The organism is Frankia sp. CeCAU1 (genome assembly GCF_977971845.1).
This window is the reverse complement of the sequence record NZ_CDWWXA010000086.1, coordinates 1-21,445: the sequence shown is the minus strand read 5'-3', so window position 1 is coordinate 21,445 and position 21,445 is coordinate 1. Positions and strand designations below refer to the sequence as shown.

The following is a 21,445-nucleotide window of genomic DNA, read 5'->3' as shown; positions in this document are numbered from 1 at the left end:
CCTCGAAGTTATTCTTCTTGAAGTCGGTAAGTCTTTCGGTCAGATGACGGATACCGAAGGTAGCCAGCCTCTCCGGCTGCGCAGGGACCAGAACCCCTTCGCTGGCCACGATCGCAGATCGAGTGAGTATCTCAAAATCCGGCCGGCAGTCGATAAGCACGTAGTCGAACCCCTCACGGCGGAGCAGCCGTAGGCCATCGGCCAGTCGCATCACTACTCGGCGGTGACGATCCTGATAGCGGCGTGAACTGGGGTCACCGAGTTCTACACCGAGCCTGGCAGCAACGCCCTCAAGCTTCGGGGCGGAAGCCACAATTGCAAGCTCACCGCCGTTTCTCCTGGTATGCGCCCGAACTTCCTGCGGCCAGGATACGTACCGCATGAGGTCTGGCCCAGCCCCTCGACGACCAGCTGCCATGTACCAGTCCGCGACGGTTCGCCGGTCAATCTGTCGCTCGACGTCCGCCGGCCGATAGAAGGAGTGCGTCAGGCTGGCCTGAAAGTCCAGGTCGAGCAGGAGAACACGACGTCCTCGACGCGCAAGCTCCGCACCGACGTTGGCCGTCAGAGTCGTCTTCCCGACACCGCCCTTGGAGTTGACTACGGTAGCGACCTGCATCATCAAACCCCGCGGACATTGGATGCGCGACGGCGTTCGGTCGGCCGCAGCTGGACCAAGCCGCTTCCCCGCCGATCCTGTGAGATCACAACGGCAAACCACCCCCATCTCCACAGCATGCCATCCGCCTGCGCCACATTCAGGAGAACGCCATGAATCGCGTCTGTGGTCGCGCCCGATGACCATTCTGGGCCAAGCCGCCCTGAGCAGATCTGACCAGCAGGTTCGAACCGAGCCGGCCTACGCGGCTCCGTCGGATCGGCCCTGAGGTGCCACGACTTCGCCAGTGTGTCGATGGTGGTATCCTGTGCGACAGCTTGGCCACGTGGGCTGGTCGACTCGCTGAAGGCTCCCGCCACCCGCGCTGGACGGTCCCACTTGGCGGCCCGCCCTGAGTTCTTACTGACTCGGCACCATGTCGCACGGCTTTCCGAGGGGGTGACCGAGCTGGCTGAGCAAGCTGGCAACGACAGCGACTCCGAGGACCTGCGCGACGACGACAGGGCCGAGCTTCAGGAGGTGGACCCCGACCCTCCGCAGATCAGCTACAGCGGCACCGACTTCGACGTCGAGGGTCTGGTCCGTCGGCACGATCGGGGCGACATAATAGTGCCGTCCTTTGGCAATGATGATCCCGGTATCGAGACAGCCGGCTTCCAGCGCGAGTTCGTTTGGAAGCGTTCGCAGATGGACCGTTTCATCGAGTCCCTACTGCTCGGATACCCCATTCCGGGTATATTCCTTGTCCAACAACAGGACCGCCGCTATCTCGTTCTTGATGGACAGCAGCGGATAAAGACCCTGAGCCTCTTCTATAATGGCAGCATCAACGGGCGCGAGTTCGCACTTCAGAACGTGGCCGCCAGATTCCAGGGGCTGACCTATCAAACTTTTTCACCCGAACAGCGTCGCACGCTCGACAATACCTTCATCCAGGCGACAATAGTCAAAACCGACGGCACCCGCGAGTCACTCGACGGCGTTTATCAGATCTTCGAGCGGCTGAACTCGGGCGGTACGCAGCTCACGCCGCACGAGATTCGCGTGGCGCTCTATGCAGGCGAGTTCATCAAGTTCCTCACCGCTCTGAACGAAAACCCGGCGTGGCGCGCTCTCTACGGGCCGCCATCACCACGGCTACGCGATCAGGAGATCGTGCTCAGATTCATCGCCCTCTACGTGTCACCGGGTAGCTATAAGCGCCCCCTCAAGAAATACCTGAACGATTTTGTTGGCGCTCACCGCCGGCTGAACGAACTGGACGCCGAGTTGATCGAAAAACGATTCGACAGGGCAGCACAGCTTGTGTTGGAGGAGGCCGGAAGAAGCGCCATTCGCGGCCGGGGGCGTCAGCTCAATGCGGCTCTCACCGAGGCGCTTTTGGTAGGATTGGCCCGTAGGCTTGATGCCGGTAGCGAACCGACCGCAGCTGAGGTCAGCCGCGCCATCGACGCGCTCCTCAACGAACCCGACCTGGATTACGTGACCACGCGCGCAACGGCCGACGAGGAGAGTGTGCGGATGCGCCTGGCGCTGGCGACGAGAGCTTTCTCCCGCATCTGACATGAGCAGGCGAGAACGCGCCGAGACCTGGCCGCCGACTGAGACCAGAATTATTTTAGACCGCCTGTCCGAGCTAGCTGCACTGGTACAAGATCAGGCAAGAGTTGCGGATAATCAGGAGGTCGTTTCCTGGCTTGCGCGACTACTGGTGATCCGAAGCTGCGGATATCTGGAGCAGACCGTGGCGGGGACATTCCGCGCCTACACCAGCAGGCTGTCCTACGGCCACGTCAGGAACTTCTCGCTTGGCTGGTTGGAGCGGACGCAGAACCCGACGCCTGCGGCGCTCGAGACCCTGGCCGGGCGCTTCGACCAAGGCCTGCGCCAGGAGTTGAGCGCACTGCTCGACGCGGACGACGGTCGGCTGCGCCGCGAGCTGGCCACGTTAGTCGATCGGCGGAACAGGATCGCCCACGGCCTCAACGAAAGCGTCGGAGTCAGGAAAGCATTAGAGCTCCACAGAGTGGCCTGCGAGGCCGCCGACTGGTTCATTCTTCGCTTTGGGCCTTCCTGAGCCCCGGACGCGCAGTGCCGGAATTCGCCGAGCGGCGGCGGACATGCCGGTCTGATAGGGATGGTGGAGCGCGGTGCCTGCCCCGGGCCGGCGCACCCAGGCTCGCCGGTGCCCAGTAGGTCCGCGTTCCCTTCCCAGAATGGTTCCCGAGATGTCGCGGGCGGCCTGGCGGGGCACCAGAACCTGCGGTGACTCTGACCTCCAGAATGTGCTCAACCGACCTTGGCGAGACCGGTCGGGTTGCGCCGGTCCCGCGGCGCGCCCGGGTGAGGGTACCCCTCCTCTCCGAGGTCACCGCGGCCCTTGTCGAGGTCACTGTGGGCGTAGCCCTCAGCCAGGATCCGCTGGGCCGACCCGTTGACAGGCCGTCCGGCCAACGTCCCCGATCGCCGGTCGAGGCCGGCGCGCAGCAGGGCGATCAGCGCCCCGATGAGCAGCCCCCAGACCACGACCATGCTGAACGTCATCAGCAGCCAACTACCCCAACCCCAGTTGTACCCACCCCAGACCATCATCATGATCTCCTCCTCCCTCGTCCCGGCCTCCTACGGCGGGCCGTACCTCTACCTTCGGCCGGCGCGGCCGAAGGGACGAGGGCTGTTCGTCCCGGACCGGTGCGACGCCAGGCCCGTGCCGGACATGCCCTCGGAACCGCCTCCACCCGATCCAGGGGTCCGCGGCGGCGGGCCACTGTCAGGACCTCGCGCCAGGTAGAACCACCGTCTCGCGGCGGGTAGAAAGGACGCTATGCGTCCCCGGGCGGTCACCCGCGAGCAGATCATCGCGGCGGCCGACACGATCGCTCGGCGCGACGGGCTCGACCATCTCACGGTCCGACCCCTGTGCGCGGAGCTCGGCGTCACGGCCCCCGCGATCTACCGACGCTTCCCCACCAAGGATCTCATCGTCGAGCGCGTCGTTGACGACGCGCTCGGCCGCATCGACCTTCCAGGCCCCGAGACCGGCGACTGGGCCGACCGCCTAGGGCGCTGCTTCACCAGCGCGCATGACGTTGCCGCCGCCTACCCGGGGCTCGCGGCACACATGGGTCGGCAGATGGCCGGCAGCCCCTCCGCGGTACGCAACGCGAGCTTCCTGCACGATCTGCTCATCGACGCCGGTATCGGACCGGAGGACGCGAACAGGATCATCTGCACGATGTTCGTCTACCTCTGGGGACACCTGCTGGCAGCCGAGGCCGTGGCCGATCTGCTCGGCTCGACCGGCACCCGGGACCACTTCCTCTGGGGCCTCGACCACCTGCTCGGTTCCTTCCATCGGCAGTTCGGCGGACCCGTGCCCGGCACCGGGAACACCCCGGAAGGCTGACCGCCGCGGTCGACCGAGTTGGACCGGTCAGCGAGCCTCTTTTCTCGCCCACACCGCCCGTCGAGCCGTCGATGGGGGCCTAGCACGGGATGTTGCCGATCATGGTCCGGGCGCACGGCAAGATCACAATAGCAAGTGCAAACATCTTGCAAGCACACAGCAAGCAGTCCGGAATCCCCGGAGGAAAACCGGGTCGAAATGCCATTACGTGGTATCAAATTTACACATGAATTAGACCGAAATATTCTACCGAGACCGCCACTCTTTCGTTTCTTCGGTCAGCTCGCGAACAGCGTGGAGTTGCCATTTGACCCCGCCCAGCGTCATTCGTCCGCCTCTATCTGGCGTCCCTCATCCACCGTCGAGAAACCATGATGGATCGGTGATTGACATTCTGTATCGGCTACCGGAGGCTCCAGGCTGACTGCCGTGGGGAACGACGATCATCGCACCTTACGGCAAGACCGCAATCATGATCCATAAGACTCTCGGTAGAGGTGAATCATGGTCGATATTACCAGAATTCGGCGCCTGCTGCCAGCGCTCGTCGCGGCCCTGGCGCTGACGATGGTCTCGGCTCCGGCCGCTAACGCGGCGTCGGGCAACCGAGGTGTCGTGCCCCCGGGGGCACGCGTATTTGGGAAGAGCTATGGTGCCTGGTCGGCGGCATGGTGGCAGTACGCACTGGCGCAGCCAACCACCACGAACCCGCTGATTGACCCAACTGGCGCGTTGTGTAACGTGGGCCAATCTGGCTCGGTATTCTTCCTGGTCGGCGCCTTCGGTGGCGAAAAAGTCGTTCGAAACGATTGCACGGTACCCGCGGGCAAGGCACTCTTCTTTCCGCTCGTCAACGTCTTCGACGCCAACAACCCCGGGGAAAATCGCACGGCCCGGGAGCTGTGGCGCGAGATGGAGGCAGGCTTGTCGTTCGCCAACCTCCACGCCAGCGTCGATGGCATACCAGTAGGAAAGCTGCGAAGGTACCGGGCTTGCGCCGGACCCGTCCACCGGTGCGCGCATCCGTTCAGCATCACGCTCCCCGATGACAACATCTTCAATGCCCCGGCGGGCATCTACACGCCTGCCGTGGCTGACGGCATCTACCTACTCCTCAAGCCACTTGCGCCGGGCCGCCACACGATCACCTTCGGTGGAACCGGACGATCCGACATCACCGGCCCCTTCTCCGCAGATATCACCTACCATCTCACCGTCCGGCCAGGCCATCACCATGTTCACGATCGGTACGCGTCGAGTTCCGACAAGTAGCGGTCCAAACCCTCGAACTTGGTAGTTGCAGCGGGGCTGCCTCGCTCTGAATGATGCGTGACCTGGGCACGAGACCGCCGTGGTCACCTGGCTTTCTGGGTATTCGCGGGATTCGTGATGACCGCCGCCGCGTGTCGAGCACCGGTGGGCTTCCGCATGTTTCCGATGTCAACCTTCGAGATAGCCGACGTGTCGCCCCATAAAGGTGGCCTTCTGTACGGGACTAGGAAGATCCGATCGTCAACATCCCGTCACAGAGGGCCACCGCATGCTGACACCCAGGTGGAACACGATGATCAGACGGCGTGGGCGAACTCGGTGAAGGCAGTTGATAACTGCGGCAACGGGTCGGCATCGGTCCCGAGTTCGTGGTGGCCACGGCAGATGCTCTGGACGGGGGCGTGCCCGGCTCCGACGGTTGGACGGAGCGGAGGCGTTTCAGCCCGCGTCCTCTCACCGATGCCCTCCGGACAACCCGATCCGGCTGTACCAGTCACCGTCGGTCGGCTCCGATCAGCTCGCATTCCGATTTTTTCAGTACTCCAGGCCACCCCCACCAGCTGGCGCTGCCGCGGTTTCCTTTTCCTCTGGCTTTTCGGCAACGACGGCCTCGGTGGTGAGGAACAGCCCGGCGATGGATGCGGCATTCTGCAGGGCGGAGCGGGTGACCTTGGTCGGGTCGATGATCCCGGCCTCGAGCATGTTGACGTGCTCGCCGGTGGCGGCGTCCAGCCCCCACCCCGGTTGCAGGTTGCGGACCTTCTCGACCACGACGCCGCCTTCCAGGCCGGCATTGACCGCGATCTGCCGGAGCGGCTCGGTCAACGCGCGGCGCACCATCTCGGCCCCGGTCCGCTCGTCCTCAGCCACCTCCAGCCCGTCGAAGACGGCCTCCGAGGCCAGCAGCAGAGCCACCCCACCGCCGGGGACGATGCCCTCCTCAACGGCGGCCTTCGCGTTGCGGACCGCGTCCTCGATGCGGTGCTTACGCTCCTTGAGCTCGACCTCGGTGGCCGCGCCGGCTTTGATGACGGCCACGCCACCGGCGAGCCTGGCCAGCCGCTCCTGCAGCTTCTCGCGATCGTAGTCGGAGTCCGACTTCTCGATCTCGCTACGGACCTGGCTGACCCGACCGGCGATCCGGCCCGGGTCGCCGGCGCCCTCGATAATGGTCGTGTCATCCTTGGTAACGACAACCTTGCGGGCCCGGCCAAGCAGATCGAGGTCGGCGTTCTCCAGCCTAAGACCAACCTCCTCACTGATCACCTGACTGCCCGTCAGAACGGCGATATCGCCGAGCATGGCCTTGCGCCGCTCGCCGAAACCCGGCGCCTTCACGGCCACGGACCGGAACGTACCGCGGATCTTGTTGACGACCAGGGTCGCCAGGGCCTCCCCCTCAACGTTCTCGGCGATGACCAGCAGCGGCCTGCCGGCCTGCATGACCTTCTCCAACAGCGGGAGCAGGTCCTTGACCAGCGAAATCTTGATGTTGGCGACCAGGATGTAGGGGTCCTCCAGGACGCACTCCATCCGCTCCTGATCAGTGATGAAGTACGGCGAGATGTAGCCCTTGTCGAAACGCATACCTTCGGTGAGCTCCAGCTCGAGGCCGAAGGTGTTGCTCTCCTCGACGGTGATGACGCCGTCCCGGCCGACCTTGTCCATCGCCTCGGCGATGATCTGGCCGATCGCGGTGTCCCCGCCGGCCGAGATCGAGGCCGTTGAGGCGATCTGATCCTTGGTTTCCAGCTCCCTGGACAGATTGGCCAGTTCCCCACAGACCCGCTCGACAGCCAGCTCGATGCCACGTTTGAGGGCGATCGGGTTCGCGCCCGCGGCCACGTTCCGCAGGCCCTCATGGACCAGTGCCTCCGCCAGAACGGTCGCCGTCGTGGTGCCGTCGCCGGCCACCTCGTCGGTCTTCTTGGCGACCTCCTTGACCATCTCGGCACCGATCTTCTCATACGGATCTTCGAGCTCGATCTCCCTGGCGATGGAGACGCCGTCATTGGTGATGGCGGGAACGCCCCACTTCTTCTCCAGGACGACGTTGCGCCCCTTCGGACCGAGCGTCACCTTCACGGCGCCGGCCAGCTGGTTCATGCCACGTTCCAGCCCGCGCCGTGCTTCCTCCTCGTAAGCGATGATCTTTGGCATGATAGTTCCCCTGAAGCAGAACGCGACCGGACTCCGCAAACATCGCAGGCCCATCCTCGCGACATGCAACACCCTAATTACAAATCGTCGGTATCGCCTGCTGGCGGGGCAAGCCGACCGGCTGGACAGGCCGGGTCTGCCGGGGTCCCGGTGGAGGGCGCGCTGGCGGGTCCGGGTACCAGGCGCGCTCAGTTGTATACCAGGCGCTCAGTCAGCTTTGGCCCTCGGGGCCGGTGCCTTGGCCCTCGGGGCCGGTGCTGATCTCGATGTGCTTGGGCTGGCTCCGCTTGGCCTTCGCCAGCCGGATGGTGAGTACTCCGTCGGCCAGGGTGGCGTGCACCGATTCCGGATCAATGTCACCCGGCACGGCGATGCGGTGCTCGAACCGGCCCACCGGGCGGCTACGGCGGCGCAGTACTCCCGTGCGTTCCCGCTCCTTGATTTCACCGGTGACGAACAGCTCGTTGTCACGCAGGTCCACGGAGATGTCCTCCCGGCGCACCCCGGGAAGATCGAGATCGATCACGAACGCGTCCTCGGTCTCCTCGATGTCGACCGGCTGCACCATGCCGCCCAGCAACCGCGCCGGACGGCCCTCGACGCCGCCTATGACGTCGCCGAGCAGATTGCCCATGCGGGTCCAGGCGTCCTCGATCTCCCGGAACGGATCCCACCGTGCCAGCGTTCCCAGGCCTTCTCCGCGTCGTACGGGCAGTGTCATGATCATCGCTCCTTCCGGCCAGGCCGGCCGGCTATCACCTTTGCGTCCAATTGACTATGCCTTGCCTCTACCCCTGCCTCGCCGTCCCGAAAACTGCGGGCCGCGGCCGAGAGACACCCGGCTGCAGCCGGCTGTAGGCCAGAAATCGGCTGTAGGGCCAGAAACCGGCGCTGCCTGGTGCTGCCCGTCCTGCCGGGCTCAGGCCCCCGGTCCCTGTCCTGACCCGGCCCGATCCTGCCCTGCCCCGGCCCCGACCGGTGTGGCTCTGCCAGCTCCCCTGGTGCTCCAGCTCTCCCGGTGCTCCAGCTCCCCTGGCAATCAGGACCTACTAGCGATCAAAGCCTTTTCGTGATCCCTTCCTTCGCCTACCGACAAGCGATACTCCGTAGGCAATGCGTTTTGCTGGGAAAATCCTGGACAGGTTCCCTGCTGTGGGGCCGGTTTATCCGCGTGAAGCCTACTCACGGCGTGGGAACGCCCGATTCGTCATATGTGCGAGGTTCGCTTCTGGAGGAGCATTCGATGGCGAAGGAAGTCGGCATTGATCTGGGGACGACCAATTCGGTGATCGCCGCCTGGGAGGGTGGCGAGCCGAGGGTCATCCCGAACGCGGAGGGTGCGCGGACGACACCGTCGGTGGTGGCGTTCACCGAGAGCGGTGAACGCCTGGTCGGGCAGCTGGCGCGACGGCAGGCGATCCTGAACCCGAAGGGCACGATCTACTCGGCCAAGCGGTTCATCGGCCGCCGCTATGACGAGGTGACCGAGGAGGCCAAAGCGGTCGCCTTCGACGTCGTCCCGGGCCCGGAGGGCGCCGCCCGGTTCAGGATCCGGGACAAGCTCTACGCGCCGGAGGAGATCAGCGCGCTGGTGCTGCGCAAGCTGGCCGACGACGCCGGGCGGAACCTGGGCGAGAAGGTCACCGAAGCGGTCATCACGGTGCCGGCCTACTTCAACGACGCGCAGCGCACCGCGACGAAGGACGCCGGCCGGATCGCCGGCCTGAACGTGCTGCGGATCATCAACGAGCCGACCGCGGCCGCATTGGCGTACGGGCTGGACAAGAAGGGCCACGAGACCGTCCTGGTCTTCGATCTCGGCGGCGGCACGTTCGACGTGAGCATCCTCGACGTCGGCGACGGGGTGGTCGAGGTCCGGGCCACGGCCGGGGACAGCCACCTGGGCGGGGACGACTTCGACCGCCGGCTGGTCGACTACCTCGCCGACGGGTTCCACCGGGAACAGGGCATCGACCTGCGCCGGGACCCCCAGGCGCTGCAACGGCTGTTCGAGGCCGCGGAGAAGGCCAAGGTCGAACTGAGCTCGGTCACCCAGACCCAGGTGAACCTGCCGTTCATCACCGCCGACGCCACCGGGCCGCGGCACCTGACCACCACGGTCATGCGCTCCACCTTCGAACAGATCACCGCCGACCTGGTCGAACGGACCATGGGACCGGTTCGCCAGGCGATGGAGGACGCCAAGATCAGCGCCGACGACCTCGACGAGGTGATCCTCGTCGGCGGCGCCACCCGGATGCCCGCGGTGCAGGCACTGGTCCGGCGGCTGACCGGCGGCAAGGAACCGAACATGAGCGTCAACCCCGACGAGGTCGTCGCCCTGGGCGCGGCGATCCAGGCCGGGGTGCTCAAGGGCGAGGTCTCCGACGTGCTCCTGCTCGACGTCACCCCGCTCTCCCTCGGGGTGGAGACCCGCGGCGGCCTGATGACGAAAATCGTCGAACGCAACACCACGATCCCGGTGCGACGCTCCGAGGTGTTCTCCACCGCGGAGGACAACCAGCCGGCCGTGGACATCGTGGTGCTGCAGGGCGAACGCGAACGCGCCGCCGACAACCGGGTACTCGGCCGCTTCCGCCTGGAAAACATCCGCCCGGCGCCCCGCGGCGAACCGCAGATCGAGGTCACCTTCGACATCGACGCCAACGGCATCCTCAACGTCACCGCCCGCGACAAGGACACCGGAGCCCAGCAGTCGATCACGATCAGTGAGACCTCCAACCTCCCCAAGGAGGAGGTCGAACGGATGATCACCGAGGCGGAACGTAACCGCACCACCGACCAGGCGCTACGCGCCGCAATCGACGCCCGCAACGAGCTGGACTCGGTCGCCTACCGCGTCGAACGGCTGCTGGCCGAACTCGGTGACGCCGCCCCGCCCCACGAGAAGGCCCGCGCCGACCTGTTGGTCGCCGACGCCCGCCAGGCCATCAAAGAGGAGGCTCCGGTGGACCGGGTCCGCGCCCTGACCTCGGATCTCCAACAGATCTACCACGGCCTGGCCGCCGCCCGAACCGGCCAGGCCGCCCCCACCGAGGGAACCGGCAGCAGCCCGACCGACACCGCCCCGGGCGGCCCACAGCCACCACCTGGCGGCGGCACCCCCGGCGGCGACGACGTGGTAGACGCCGAGTTCGACCGGGGCTGACCCATGCCAACCGAGACCGACCCATGCCAACCGAGACCGACCCATGATGGCGAACGACATGCCGCGCGAACAGCGCCCAGACCGGACCGGCCACGGCGCCGACCAGACCACCGACCAGACCGTGGACCGGAGTAGCGGAGAGGCCACCGCCCGCGCCGGCCCCGTCGGCGCGGACGATCTCCCGACCGAGACTGTCCTGGACAGTGTGGCGCTCGCCACGCAGGTGGACAAGCTGACCGACCGGTGGCGGCGGGCCGCCGCCGACCTGGACAACCTGCGTAAACGGACCCTCCGGGAGCTGGAGCGGGATCGGGCTGCCGAACGGGCCCACGCGGCGGCCGCCTGGCTGCCGGTCCTCGACCATCTCGACCTCGCGCTCACCCACGCCGACGCCGACCCCACCTCGCTCGTGGCGGGTGTCCGGACGGTCCGGGACCAGGCCGTGGACGTGCTGGCCCGGCTCGGCTACCCGCGCCACGACGAGGTCGGGGTGCCGTTCGATCCGACCCGGCACGAGGCGCTGGCCGCCGTCGAGGAAGCGAACGTCCCAGCCGGCACGGTGGTGGCCGTGATCCGCCCCGGCTACGGCGACACCGGACGGCAGCTACGCCCCGCCGGAGTCGCCGTCAGCCGCCCTCCGGGCGAACCGCCCGGCGAACCACCGGGCGAACCATCCAGCAAACCCAGCGAACCGCCCGGCGGCGCCCGGCAACCAGGCGAGATCGGCCCGGACCCGGGCGGCGCCGGCGGGCCCGCGGAGTGACCGGCCGTGGCCCAGGACTACTACCAGCTTCTCGGTGTCGGCCGGGGCGCGAGCGCCGAGGAGATCCAGCAGGCCTACCGCCGCCTCGCCCGCCGTTACCACCCCGACGTCAACCGCGGCCCGGAGGCGGAGGAGCGGTTCAAGGAGATCGGTGAGGCGTACCGCGTGCTGTCCGACCCGAAGACGCGGGCGCGCTACGACCGGTTCGGCGCGGACTTCCGGCGCATCCCCGAGGACTACGACGAACGGGTGACCGCCGGGCCGGGCTTCGGCCAGGCCCGCCGGGGCTGGAGCCGCACCGGCCGGGTCCGGGCCGAACCGAGCTTCGGCGGCGCCGACTTCGCCGATGGCACCGACTTCGCAGACTTCGCCGACAGGGGTTTCGGACGCGCCGGCCCCGGTGCCGCGGGCCTCGGCGGGAGCATCTTCGGTGACCTGTTCGGGGCCCACGGCGCGACCGGGCCGATCCCCGGCACCGACCAGGAAGCCGAGCTCGAGCTGACCGTCGAGGAGGCCTACCGGGGCGGGCGGCGTCAGATCACCCTCGCCGGCCCCGGCGGGAGCCCACGCAGCTACCAGGTCACCATCCCGCGGGGGGTGGTCGAAGGCCAGCGCATCCGGCTGGCCGGCCAAGGCGGCCGCGGCAGCAGGCACGGCCAGCCCGGCGACCTCTACCTACACGTGAAGATCGCGCCGCATCCGTATTACCGGCTGTCCGGACGAGACATCAACGTCCCGCTGCCGGTCACCCCCTGGGAGGCCGCCCTGGGCGCCCGGGTCCCGGTCACCACCCCCGGCGGCGAGATCAAGGTGCGCGTCCCGGCAGGATCGTCCAGCGGCCGGCGGCTGCGCCTACGCGGCGCCGGCCTACCCAACCCCACCGGCCCGCCCGGCGACCTGCACGCCGAGGTGCGCGTGGCGGTGCCGCCGGCCCTGACCGCCCGGGAACGCGCGCTGTTCGAGCAGCTGGCCGCCGTCTCGGCCTTCGACCCGAGAACGTGAACTCGCCCGACAGCGCGTGCCCCGAGGTACCGGGGTGCCCCGAGGTTATGTCCCGTCATCGCGGGAAGGTACCGTCACGTGGACGCCAAGCCGAACACCATTTGCCCGACCTGCCATGGTCGATGCCGCACGGTGTCTCATGTGGCGGGCTTCCGGGCCGGTCAGGTCCGGACCGTGCTGGTGATCGACCCCTGCCGCTGCTGCCACGACCGCGGTTACCTGGTCGGTTTCACCGCACCGGTGTGACCGGCGGCCAGGCCAGCGGCGGCCTGAGCAGCGAGTGCCTCGTCGAGGAGACGATCGGCCGCGGTGTGGGGGTCGAGTCCGCCGGCGACGACCTCGTCGGCGAGCTGGTCGATCGCGGCTCCGGGCCGCAGGTCCCCGATCCGCTCCCGCAGCCGGGCGAAGGCGATCCGCGAGATCTCGTCGACCGCGCGCCGACGCCGTCGGCGCTGCAGCTGCCCCGTGCGCAGCAGCCAGTCCCGATGAGCCTCGATCGATTCGACGAGCTCGGCCACCCCCTGCCCGGTGGCGGCGACCGTCCGCACGACCTGCGGACGCCGGTCGTCCTCCCCGCGGCCGGCACCGCCCATCCGGAGCATGGCGGTGAGCTCGTTGACCGTCCGGTCCGCACCCGGCCGGTCGGCCTTGTTGACCACCAGCACGTCGGCGATCTCCAGAACGCCCGCCTTGGCGGCCTGGACGCCGTCCCCCATCCCTGGGGCGACCAGGACGAGCGTGGTGTCCGCCAGGGCGGCGATGTCCACCTCGGCCTGTCCCACCCCGACGGTCTCGATCAGGACGACGTCGAACCCGACGGCGTCGAGAACCCGCAGGGCCTGGGGCGTGGCGGTCGACAGGCCGCCGAGACTTCCGCGCGTCGCCAGCGAGCGGATGAAGACGCCCGGATCGGTGGCGTGCTCGACCATCCGGATCCGGTCGCCGAGCAGCGCGCCGCCGGTGAACGGGGACGAGGGGTCGACGGCCAGCACGCCGACCCGCCGGCCCGCGGCCCGGTAGGCGCCCACCAGCGCGGAGGTGGAGGTGGACTTGCCGACCCCCGGCGCCCCGGTAAGGCCGATCACCTGCGCGCCCCCGGTGCGAGGCATCAGCAGCTGCTCGGTTCGCTGCAGGTACGGCGAACCGTCCTCGACCATGGAGATGAGCCTCGCCACCGCGCGGCGGTTGCCCGCGACGGCGGCGGTGACGAGTTCGGTCACCGACTCGATCGACGAGCCCACCCGGGTACCATCCCAAACCGTCACGGCCACCTCACTAATCGAGCTCACCAATCGAGCTCGGTGATCGAGCTCACTGATCGAGCTCACTGATCGAGCTTGTTGGCGGCCCGTACGACGTCGAGGATGCCCCGGATGATGGCGGTGAGCTCGTAGTCCTTGGGCGTGAACACCGCGGCCACCCCGAGTCGGGCGAGCTCGTCCGCGTCCGCCGCGGGGATGATGCCGCCCACGATGACGGGGATCTCACCCGCCCCGGCCGCCCCCAGCCCCGTCAGCACCTGGGGCACCAGGTCGAGATGGGAACCGGAGAGCACCGACAGCCCGACGACGTGCACGTCCTCCTCGACGGCCCCGGCCACGATCTGCGCCGGCGTCAGCCGGATCCCCTGGTAGACAACCTCGAAACCGGCGTCACGGGCCCGCAGCGCGATCTGCTCGGCGCCGTTGGAATGCCCGTCGAGACCGGGCTTACCGACCAGCATCTTCACCGGACGGCCCAGCTCGGACCCCGTGCGCGCCACCCGGGCCCGCAGCTCGTCGAGGGCGGCCCCGCCACCACCGGCGACGGTGGCCTCGCCGACCCCCGTCGGTGCCCGGTACTCCCCGAACACCTCCCGCAGCGTGTCCCCCCACTCCCCCGTCGTGACCCCGGCCCGGGCGCAGGCCAGCGTGGCGGGAACCAGGTTCGCGTCCGTCCCGGCCGCCGTCCGCAGGCCGAGCAGCGCCTCCGTCACCGCCCGGTCGTCGCGGGCGGCCCGCCAGGCCGCCAGCTCCGCGCGGGTCGCCTCCTCCAGCGCCGGATCGACCGTCTGGATCGCGGCGGAAAGATCGGCGAGCAGCGGATTCGGCTCGGTCTCGGTGAACCGGTTCACCCCGACGACAACATCCTCACCGCTCTCGATGCGAGCCCGCCGCGCCGCCTGGGACGTCACCAGCTGCGACTTCATATAGCCGCTCTCGACCGCGGCGACGGCGCCCCCCATCTCCTGAACCTGGTCGATCTCCGCCCTGGCCGCGGCCACGAGCTGATCGACCCGCTTCTCCACCACGACCGAACCGGCGAACAGATCGTCATACTCCAGCAGATCGGTCTCATGAGCGAGGATCTGCTGAATGCGCAGCGACCACTGCTGGTCCCACGGCCGGGGCAGGCCCAGCGCCTCGTTCCAGGCCGGCAGCTGCAACGCCCGACACCGCGCGTCCTTCGACAGGGTTACCCCCAGCGCCTCCAGCACAATTCGGATGATGTTGTTCTCCGGCTGGGCCTCGGTCAGCCCCAGCGAGTTGACCTGCACCCCGTACCGGAACCGGCGCTGCGCCGGCTCCCGAACCCCGTACCGGGAGGTCAGCAGCTCATCCCACAACACCGTGAACGCCCGCATCTTGCACATCTCCTCCACGAAACGCTCTCCGGCGTTGACGAAGAAGGAGATCCGACCACACACCTCACCCATCCACTCCGAATCCGCCCGCTCCAGCTCCCCGCGGTCCGCGCCAGCCCGGACCGCGCCAGCCCGGACCGCGCCAGCCCGGCCCACCGGGATCCCCCGCGCGGCGGCCACGGCATCGAGCACCGCGATCGCCGTGCACATCGAATAGGCCAGTTCCTGAACCGGCGTGGCCCCGGCCTCCTGCAGGTGATAACTGCAGATGTTGATCGGGTTCCAGCGGGGCAACTCGGCCACCGTGTAGGCGATCAGGTCGGTGATCAGGCGCAGCGACGGACCCGGCGGGAAGACATAGGTCCCCCGCGACAGATACTCCTTGATGATGTCGTTCTGGGTCGTCCCGGCCAGCTCCGCCGGATCGGCCCCCTGCTCCTCCGCGACCACCTGGTACAACGCCAGCAGCCACATCGCGGTGGCGTTGATCGTCATCGACGTGTTCATCCGCGCCAGCGGAATCCCGTCGAACAACCGCCGCATGTCACCGAGATGCGCGATCGGCACCCCTACCCTGCCCACCTCGCCACGGGCAAGGGCGTGATCGGGGTCATAGCCCGTCTGCGTGGGCAGATCGAACGCCACCGACAACCCGGTCTGCCCCTTGGCCAGATTGCGCCGATACAGCGCGTTACTCTCGGCCGGGCTCGAATGCCCGGCATAGGTGCGGATGATCCACGGACGGTCCCGCTTCGGCTCCGCCCGGCCCGCGCCCGCCATCTCAGCCTTCCGTCCGGGGTTCCGGCCGGCCAGGCTGCTCGCCGCCGCGTGCCTCGCCGTAGGCCCGCTTGGGCACCATGACCTTGCGGCGGTAGATGCAGACGAGGACGCCGTCCTGGTTGTAACCGCGGGTTTCGACGGTGACGATCCCGCGGTCGTCCTTGCTCTTCGACTCGACCTTGTCCAGGACGGTGGACTCGCCGTAGATCGTGTCACCGTGGAACACCGGCTTCACGTGCCGTAGCGACTCGACTTCCAGGTTGGCGATCGCCTTCCCGGATACGTCGGCCACCGACATTCCCAGCAGCAGGGAGTAAACGTAGTTCCCGACGACGACGTTCCGTTTGAACTGAGTGGTCTCCTCGGCGAAATGAGAGTCCAGGTGCAGCGGATGATGGTTCATCGTGAGCAGGCAGAAGAGATGGTCGTCGTACTCGGTGACCGTCTTGCCCGGCCAGTGCTTGTAAACCGCACCGACCTCGAACTCCTCGAAGTAACGCCCGAACTGCATTTGGAACTCCCTCACCTGATCACAATATACTCAACTCGTCAGAGACGCACCGGCCCCTCAGCCCGGAAGCTGGTACTCCTTCAGCAATGCCCGGCTGATGATGCGCTTCTGTACCTCGGAGGTCCCCTCTCCGATGAGCATGAAGGGGGCCTCCCGGTACAGGCGCTCGATCTCGTACTCCTTGGAGTAGCCGTAGCCGCCGTGGATCCGGAAGGCCTCGGTCGTCACCTCGTGGCAGTACTCGCTGGCAAGGTACTTGGCCATCCCGGCCTCGACGTCGTTGCGCTGCCCGTCGTCCTTCCTGCGGGCGGCGCTGACCATCATCAGATGCCCGGCCTCCACCTTGGTCGCCATCTCGGCGAGCTTGAACGCGATGGCCTGATGCTCCGCGATGGGCCGGCCGAACGTCCGCCGCTGCTGAGCGTAGGCGATACCCAGCTCAAACGCCCGGATCATGATCCCGCAGGCCCGCGCGGCGACGTTGACCCGGCCGACCTCCACGCCGTCCATCATCTGGTAGAAGCCCTGGCCCCGGCCGGCCTCGCCGCCGAGGATCGCCGACGCGGGCACCCGATGGTCGGCCAGCACCATCTCGGTGGTCTCGACCCCCTTGTACCCGAGTTTCTCCAGCTTTCCCGGGATGGTGATCCCGCCGTGTGTCCGGAACCCAGGTTCCTTCTCCAGGAGAAACGTCGTCATGTTCCGGTAGACCGACTGGGCACCCTCGTCGGTCTTGACCAGGGTGGCGACGACGCCGGCGCGGGCGCCGTTCGTCAGCCACATCTTCTGGCCGTTGAGCACGTAGTCATCGCCGTCCCGGTCGGCCCGGGTGGTGATCGCGGAAACGTCGGAGCCACAGCCCGGTTCGCTCATCGAGAACGCCCCGCGGAGCTCGCCGGTGGCCATGACCGGGAGCAGCCGCCGTTTCTGCTCCTCCGAGCCGTGCTGGAGGATCAGGTAGGCGACGATGAAGTGGGTGTTGATGACCCCAGAGACACTCATCCAGCCGCGGGCGATCTCCTCCACGACGAGCGCGTAGGTCAGCAGGGACTCGCCGAGCCCGCCGTACTCCTCCGGGATGGTGATGCCGAACAGGCCCATCTCCTTCATCGCCTCGATGATGTCCTCGGGATACTCATCCCGATGTTCGAGGTCGTTCGCATGGGGAAGAATCTCCTTGTCGACGAAGGTCCGTACCGCCGCAAGGATGTCCCGCTGCACTTCGGTCAGACCGTCGGTCTGCGCGATCCTGCCCATGTTCCGCTCCTGTCGCTGCCCCCGATGCCTGAGGGGAGAGCAGAAACGCACTCAGGCAGCGGGATGGTTTCATCATGGCCACGCGCCGGGTGCCGGCGCGTCGATCCGCCCCGACTCGGACGGATTCAGCCGACCGGTGGTTCGAACTTCACCGTACGCTGCATCCCCGCGGCGCGGCCCTTGCCCGCGACGACCTCGGCCATCTTCCGGCTCGCCTCGTCGATCATCTCGTCGCCGAGCATCACCGCACCGGTCAGACCGCCCGCGGCCGAGGTGTGCCAGGCATAGGCCTCCAGGATCAGCTCGGCATGGTCGTAGTCGGCCTGCCGGGGCGCGTAGATCTCGTTGGCCGCCTCGATCTGGCCCGGGTGCAGCACCCACTTGCCGTCGAACCCGAGTGCCGCGGACCTGCCCGCCACCGCCCGGAATCCGTCCACATCACGGATCTGCAGAAACGGCCCGTCGATCGCCTGCACCCCGCGGGCGCGCGCGGCCTCGAGAATCTTGAACAGCACGTAGTGAAATGGGTCACCCGGATAGTCCGGACTGAGTGCTCCCACCACCAGCGACGGCATGTTCACCGACGCCATGAAATCCGCCGGGCCGAAGATGATCGTCTCGATCCGCGGGCTCGCGAACGCGATCTCCTTGACGTTCGACAGCCCCAGCGCATTCTCGATCTGCGCCTCGATCCCGATCCGGCCCACCTCGAACCCCATGACCTTCTCGATCTGGGTGAGCAGCAGGTCCAGCCACGCCACCTGCTCCGCCGACTGCACCTTCGGCAGCATCACGCAGTCCAGGTTCGCCCCCGCACCCTCCACCACCTCGATCACGTCGCGGTAGGTCCAGCGCGTGGTCAGGTCATTGACCCGCACCACCCGGGTCTTCCCCGCCCAGGCGCCCTCGTTCAGCGCCGCGACCACGTTCGCCCGCGCCGACTCCTTCGCGCCAGGAGCGACCGAGTCCTCCAGGTCACAGAACACCTGATCGGCCGGCAACCCCTGGGCCTTGCCCAGCATCTTCGGCGACGAGCCGGGAACGGCCAGACACGACCGGCGCGAACGCAGCGACACCACTACCCCACATCTCTCACAGGCCGGATTTCGATGAACGGACGAACACCCGGCAGACAGGGACATCGGCGCGGAACCGAGGCTTCGTCCTCCGTCCGCGCGACCCCCGCACCCCCATACCAAGGGTCTCCACCTGTCGCAACCGCCCGATCACAGGAATCGCCCGGTAGTCCGATATTAGCCCATCCGATAATCTTGAATTGTGCATCTAGGTTTTATCACAGTCCCCCGCACCGGGCATCCGATTCATGCTCACTATAAGCACCATATTCGTCACTCTACGTAGAGTACCGGTAAGGTACCGGATCGGTCGGCGCGGTGCCTCGGGTGCCGTCCACGGGACGGATCCGCTCCGGTCGGATCAGTCGACCTGGCGCTCGCGGCCCTCCCAGTACGGGGCGCGCAGCTTGAACTTCTGCAGCTTGCCGGTGGCGGTGCGGGCAAGCTGGTCGCGGAACTCCACCGAGGTGGGCGCCTTGTAGGAGGCGAGCCGCTCCTTGCAGTGCTTGATCAGCTCCGCCTCGGTCGCCGTCCGGCCCTCGGCGAGCACGACCAGCGCCTTGATCGTCTCACCCCACTTCTCGTCGGGCACGCCGATCACCGCGACCTCGGCCACCGCCGGGTGGCTGAACAGGCAGTCCTCGACCTGGATCGACGAGACGTTCTCACCGCCGGTAATGATCACGTCCTTCTTGCGGTCACTGATTGTCAGGTAGCCCTCGTCGTCGATCACGCCGCCGTCACCGGTGTGGAACCAGCCGCCCGCCAGGGCCCCGGCCGACTCCTGCGGCCGCTCCCAGTAGCCCGCCAGGATCACGTTGGAGCGGGCCAGCACCTCACCGGAGTCTGAGAGCTTGAGCGTGACACCCAGAGCGGGCGCACCCGCACGGACGAGCTTGCCCGCGCGATCCTCGGGCGGCAGGTCGTCCCACTCCACGCGGGAACGGTTGATCGTGAGCAGCGGCGAGGTCTCGGTGAGGCCGTAAATCTGGATGAACTCCCAGCCGAGCTCCTCCTCGACCCGTTGGATCGTCTTGGTGGGCGGCGGAGCACCCGCGCAGATGACCCGCACGCGGTCGCGGCCGGGGACCTCGCCGTCCCAGTCCCGGACGGCGTCGAGCACGGCGTTGACCACAGCCGGCGCGGCGCACATCACGGTGACGCCGTGCTGCTCCACCCGGCGCAGGATCTCCGGGCCGTCGATCTTGCGCAGCACCACCTGCTGGACGCCGAGACCGGTCATGCCGAACGGCATGCCCCAGCCATTGGCGTGGAACATCGGCAGCGTGTGCAGGTAGACGTCGCGATCGGTGACACCGGCGTGCAGCGCGAAGGTGACCGCGTTGACCCAGATGTTGCGGTGGGTGATCTGCACGCCCTTGGGGCGCGCGGTCGTACCGCTGGTGTAGTTGACCGTGGCGGTGGCGTTCTCATCCGGCTCCCACGGCGTGGGCTCGGCGTCGAAGCGGTAGAGCTCGGCGTCACTCCCGGCGCCCAGCACGAACTTCTGCTTCGCGGTCACGCCGGAGAGCTTCTCCTCCAGCTCGGGGTCGATGAGCAGCACCTCGGAGCCGGAGTGCTCGACGATGTAGCTGACCTCCTCCGGCGAGAGACGGAAGTTCACCGGGACGAGCACCCGGCCGTACCCGCTGACACCGAAGAACGACGCGAGCAGGCGGGCACTGTTGTGCGACACGATCGCGACGCGCTCACCGTGGCCCACGCCTAAGGCGTCCAGGCCCGCCGCCTGCGCACGGGCGGTCTCACCCAGGCGGGCGTAGGTCAGGTCCGGCCACGGCTGGGCGGGCTGGTCCGGTTCGTCCACGACACCGACACGTCTGCCATACACCGTGACCGCTCGATCAAGGAAATCACATGCACCGAAAGGCACCAACATCGCTGGCCTCCAGGGGTCTGTGGGGGGTGCTGTCGAACCTCACCTGTCGAGATCGAGTGTGATCCAAAGTGTAGGCACGGTAAACGGCGAGGGCCTGTACGCCGGTGACAGGCGCTTGCACCCACACGCCACACGACGTCGACGCGGGCCTGGTCAGGCCGCCGCCGTTGCTGTCGAACCGCTCGCGGTGTGGCTACGCCGGGTGGTTCGTGAGAAACAGGTTCGTTGGGAACAACTGTTTGCCATGTTCACCTAGGCAGCCTTGCGCGTTTCAGGCGGCGCAGTTGTCCGGACAAGCCGCGCGAGCATTGTGCTGGACAGGCCGGGTGCGCCCGCGCACCGGGTCGTCCGCGAGCACTACATCGACAACCTGCTACGGCCGAGAGCTGTCCCCGACCGGTAGCCAACCGCACCCGTGTGAGTGTCTCACCCGAACCTTGGCAGGCATGGCGAGCTGACCCCCCATGTACGGACCCGGAAGAAGGCCTCGAAGATCAACGGATCCGTGAACGCTTGCGCACGTTGAGGTAGGATCGCTTGCAAACGCTGTAGGGTCGGGCGCCTGGTGGATTGGCCGCCTGGTGGGTTCCGGCGGGAGGTCGGGCGCTGAGGAGGAATCCGGGATGGGCGGCAGCATCGAGGAGGTGGCCGCGTTGGCGGGCGTCTCCACGGCGACGGTGTCGCGGGCGTTGCGTGGACTACCCTACGTCGCCGAAAGCACCCGACGACGGGTGCAGGAGGCTGCCGCGCAGCTGGAGTATGTGGCGTCGCCGCAAGCGTCCCGGCTGGCCAGCGGGCACACGCGCACGATCGGGGTGATCGCGGATCTGACCAGCTGGGTTTTCCTCCAGGTCCTCAGGGGGGCCGAGGCGGTACTGCGGGGGGCCGGGCGGGACCTGTTGCTGTACAA

General features: G+C 67.4%; 18 protein-coding genes and 1 pseudogene. 8 read left to right on the top strand and 11 right to left on the bottom strand.

Annotation, left to right across the window (positions count from 1 at the left end):
• Positions 1 to 622: ParA family protein (locus AC08OO_RS15385; RefSeq protein WP_476618683.1), on the bottom strand; the 622-nt coding region annotated here is incomplete at its 3' end.
• Between the two features lie 435 nt (positions 623 to 1,057).
• Between AC08OO_RS15385 and AC08OO_RS15380 the strand changes: the two genes are divergently transcribed.
• Together AC08OO_RS15380 and AC08OO_RS15375 are read left to right on the top strand one after the other, a co-directional pair.
• On the top strand, positions 1,058 to 2,182 hold the full coding sequence (locus AC08OO_RS15380) for a DUF262 domain-containing protein (protein ID WP_035941738.1): 1,125 nt from the start codon (positions 1,058 to 1,060) through the stop codon (positions 2,180 to 2,182).
• A 1-nt stretch (position 2,183) separates the two neighbouring features.
• A complete protein-coding gene (locus tag AC08OO_RS15375) occupies positions 2,184 to 2,696 on the top strand; it encodes a HEPN domain-containing protein (RefSeq protein ID WP_011436596.1) in 513 nt (170 codons plus the stop codon).
• 212 nt (positions 2,697 to 2,908) lie between these two features.
• On the opposite strand, the gene AC08OO_RS15370 is transcribed toward AC08OO_RS15375, so the two are convergent.
• A complete protein-coding gene (locus tag AC08OO_RS15370) occupies positions 2,909 to 3,214 on the bottom strand; it encodes a hypothetical protein (protein WP_011436595.1) in 306 nt (101 codons plus the stop codon).
• Between the two features lie 229 nt (positions 3,215 to 3,443).
• Between AC08OO_RS15370 and AC08OO_RS15365 the strand changes: the two genes are divergently transcribed.
• Both AC08OO_RS15365 and AC08OO_RS15360 read left to right on the top strand, forming a co-directional pair.
• The gene (locus AC08OO_RS15365) at positions 3,444 to 4,025 is read left to right on the top strand and encodes a TetR/AcrR family transcriptional regulator (RefSeq protein WP_476610654.1); all 582 of its coding nucleotides are present in this window, start codon (positions 3,444 to 3,446) and stop codon (positions 4,023 to 4,025) included.
• Positions 4,026 to 4,529: 504 nt separating this feature from the next.
• A complete protein-coding gene (locus AC08OO_RS15360) occupies positions 4,530 to 5,297 on the top strand; it encodes a hypothetical protein (RefSeq protein WP_476610655.1) in 768 nt (255 codons plus the stop codon).
• 296 nt (positions 5,298 to 5,593) lie between these two features.
• On the opposite strand, the pseudogene AC08OO_RS15355 reads toward AC08OO_RS15360, so the two are convergent.
• From AC08OO_RS15355 to AC08OO_RS15345, 3 genes and pseudogenes are all read right to left on the bottom strand, one after another.
• A pseudogene (locus tag AC08OO_RS15355) lies at positions 5,594 to 5,745 on the bottom strand (IS6 family transposase); the annotation flags it as partial.
• 86 nt (positions 5,746 to 5,831) lie between these two features.
• A complete protein-coding gene (gene groL, locus AC08OO_RS15350; RefSeq protein WP_476610656.1) occupies positions 5,832 to 7,457 on the bottom strand; it encodes a chaperonin GroEL in 1,626 nt (541 codons plus the stop codon).
• A gap of 211 nt (positions 7,458 to 7,668) precedes the next feature.
• Complete coding sequence (locus AC08OO_RS15345; RefSeq protein ID WP_011436591.1) at positions 7,669 to 8,178, bottom strand: Hsp20/alpha crystallin family protein; 510 nt, start codon at positions 8,176 to 8,178, stop codon at positions 7,669 to 7,671.
• A gap of 522 nt (positions 8,179 to 8,700) precedes the next feature.
• Between AC08OO_RS15345 and dnaK the strand changes: the two genes are divergently transcribed.
• From dnaK to AC08OO_RS15330, 3 genes are read left to right on the top strand one after another with little or no spacing between them, the layout of a single operon-like run.
• Positions 8,701 to 10,626 carry a molecular chaperone DnaK gene (gene dnaK / locus AC08OO_RS15340; RefSeq protein WP_476618682.1) on the top strand — a complete coding sequence of 642 codons (1,926 nt, stop codon included), beginning with the start codon at positions 8,701 to 8,703 and terminating at the stop codon, positions 10,624 to 10,626.
• A 43-nt stretch (positions 10,627 to 10,669) separates the two neighbouring features.
• Positions 10,670 to 11,389: a nucleotide exchange factor GrpE gene (locus AC08OO_RS15335; RefSeq protein WP_476618681.1), complete on the top strand. Its 720-nt coding sequence runs from the start codon at positions 10,670 to 10,672 to the stop codon at positions 11,387 to 11,389.
• A 6-nt stretch (positions 11,390 to 11,395) separates the two neighbouring features.
• Entirely contained in the window at positions 11,396 to 12,391 is a 996-nt protein-coding gene (locus AC08OO_RS15330) for a DnaJ C-terminal domain-containing protein (protein WP_476610659.1), read from the top strand.
• Positions 12,392 to 12,606: 215 nt separating this feature from the next.
• Here the strand turns inward: AC08OO_RS15330 and meaB are convergent, their stop codons facing one another.
• The 6 genes from meaB to AC08OO_RS15300 all read right to left on the bottom strand — a co-directional run bounded on the left by meaB (position 12,607) and on the right by AC08OO_RS15300 (position 20,487).
• Positions 12,607 to 13,632: a methylmalonyl Co-A mutase-associated GTPase MeaB gene (meaB, locus tag AC08OO_RS15325; RefSeq protein WP_476618684.1), complete on the bottom strand. Its 1,026-nt coding sequence runs from the start codon at positions 13,630 to 13,632 to the stop codon at positions 12,607 to 12,609.
• Positions 13,633 to 13,715: 83 nt separating this feature from the next.
• Positions 13,716 to 15,794, bottom strand: coding sequence for a protein meaA (locus AC08OO_RS15320; RefSeq protein WP_476618680.1), 2,079 nt, complete (start codon positions 15,792 to 15,794; stop codon positions 13,716 to 13,718).
• 1 nt (position 15,795) lies between these two features.
• A complete protein-coding gene (locus AC08OO_RS15315; protein WP_011436585.1) occupies positions 15,796 to 16,305 on the bottom strand; it encodes a MaoC family dehydratase in 510 nt (169 codons plus the stop codon).
• 57 nt (positions 16,306 to 16,362) lie between these two features.
• Positions 16,363 to 17,562 carry an acyl-CoA dehydrogenase family protein gene (locus tag AC08OO_RS15310; protein ID WP_476608253.1) on the bottom strand — a complete coding sequence of 400 codons (1,200 nt, stop codon included), beginning with the start codon at positions 17,560 to 17,562 and terminating at the stop codon, positions 16,363 to 16,365.
• Positions 17,563 to 17,687: 125 nt separating this feature from the next.
• The gene (locus tag AC08OO_RS15305; protein ID WP_035912474.1) at positions 17,688 to 18,638 is read right to left on the bottom strand and encodes an HpcH/HpaI aldolase/citrate lyase family protein; all 951 of its coding nucleotides are present in this window, start codon (positions 18,636 to 18,638) and stop codon (positions 17,688 to 17,690) included.
• Between the two features lie 361 nt (positions 18,639 to 18,999).
• A complete protein-coding gene (locus AC08OO_RS15300; protein WP_476611542.1) occupies positions 19,000 to 20,487 on the bottom strand; it encodes an AMP-binding protein in 1,488 nt (495 codons plus the stop codon).
• Positions 20,488 to 21,158: 671 nt separating this feature from the next.
• On the opposite strand from AC08OO_RS15300, the gene AC08OO_RS15295 reads away from it, so the two are divergent.
• The coding region (locus AC08OO_RS15295; protein WP_476618679.1) for a LacI family DNA-binding transcriptional regulator at positions 21,159 to 21,445 on the top strand (287 nt) is incomplete at its 3' end.

Coding starts and splice junctions, on each gene's coding strand:
- AC08OO_RS15375 (WP_011436596.1), top strand. CDS start 2,184: ATGAGCAGGCGAGAACGCGCCGAGACCTGGCCGCCGACTGAGACCAGA.
- AC08OO_RS15370 (WP_011436595.1), bottom strand. CDS start 3,214: ATGATGATGGTCTGGGGTGGGTACAACTGGGGTTGGGGTAGTTGGCTG.
- AC08OO_RS15365 (WP_476610654.1), top strand. CDS start 3,444: ATGCGTCCCCGGGCGGTCACCCGCGAGCAGATCATCGCGGCGGCCGAC.
- AC08OO_RS15360 (WP_476610655.1), top strand. CDS start 4,530: ATGGTCGATATTACCAGAATTCGGCGCCTGCTGCCAGCGCTCGTCGCG.
- groL (WP_476610656.1), bottom strand. CDS start 7,457: ATGCCAAAGATCATCGCTTACGAGGAGGAAGCACGGCGCGGGCTGGAA.
- AC08OO_RS15345 (WP_011436591.1), bottom strand. CDS start 8,178: ATGACACTGCCCGTACGACGCGGAGAAGGCCTGGGAACGCTGGCACGG.
- dnaK (WP_476618682.1), top strand. CDS start 8,701: ATGGCGAAGGAAGTCGGCATTGATCTGGGGACGACCAATTCGGTGATC.
- AC08OO_RS15335 (WP_476618681.1), top strand. CDS start 10,670: ATGATGGCGAACGACATGCCGCGCGAACAGCGCCCAGACCGGACCGGC.
- AC08OO_RS15320 (WP_476618680.1), bottom strand. CDS start 15,794: ATGGCGGGCGCGGGCCGGGCGGAGCCGAAGCGGGACCGTCCGTGGATC.
- AC08OO_RS15315 (WP_011436585.1), bottom strand. CDS start 16,305: ATGCAGTTCGGGCGTTACTTCGAGGAGTTCGAGGTCGGTGCGGTTTAC.
- AC08OO_RS15310 (WP_476608253.1), bottom strand. CDS start 17,562: ATGGGCAGGATCGCGCAGACCGACGGTCTGACCGAAGTGCAGCGGGAC.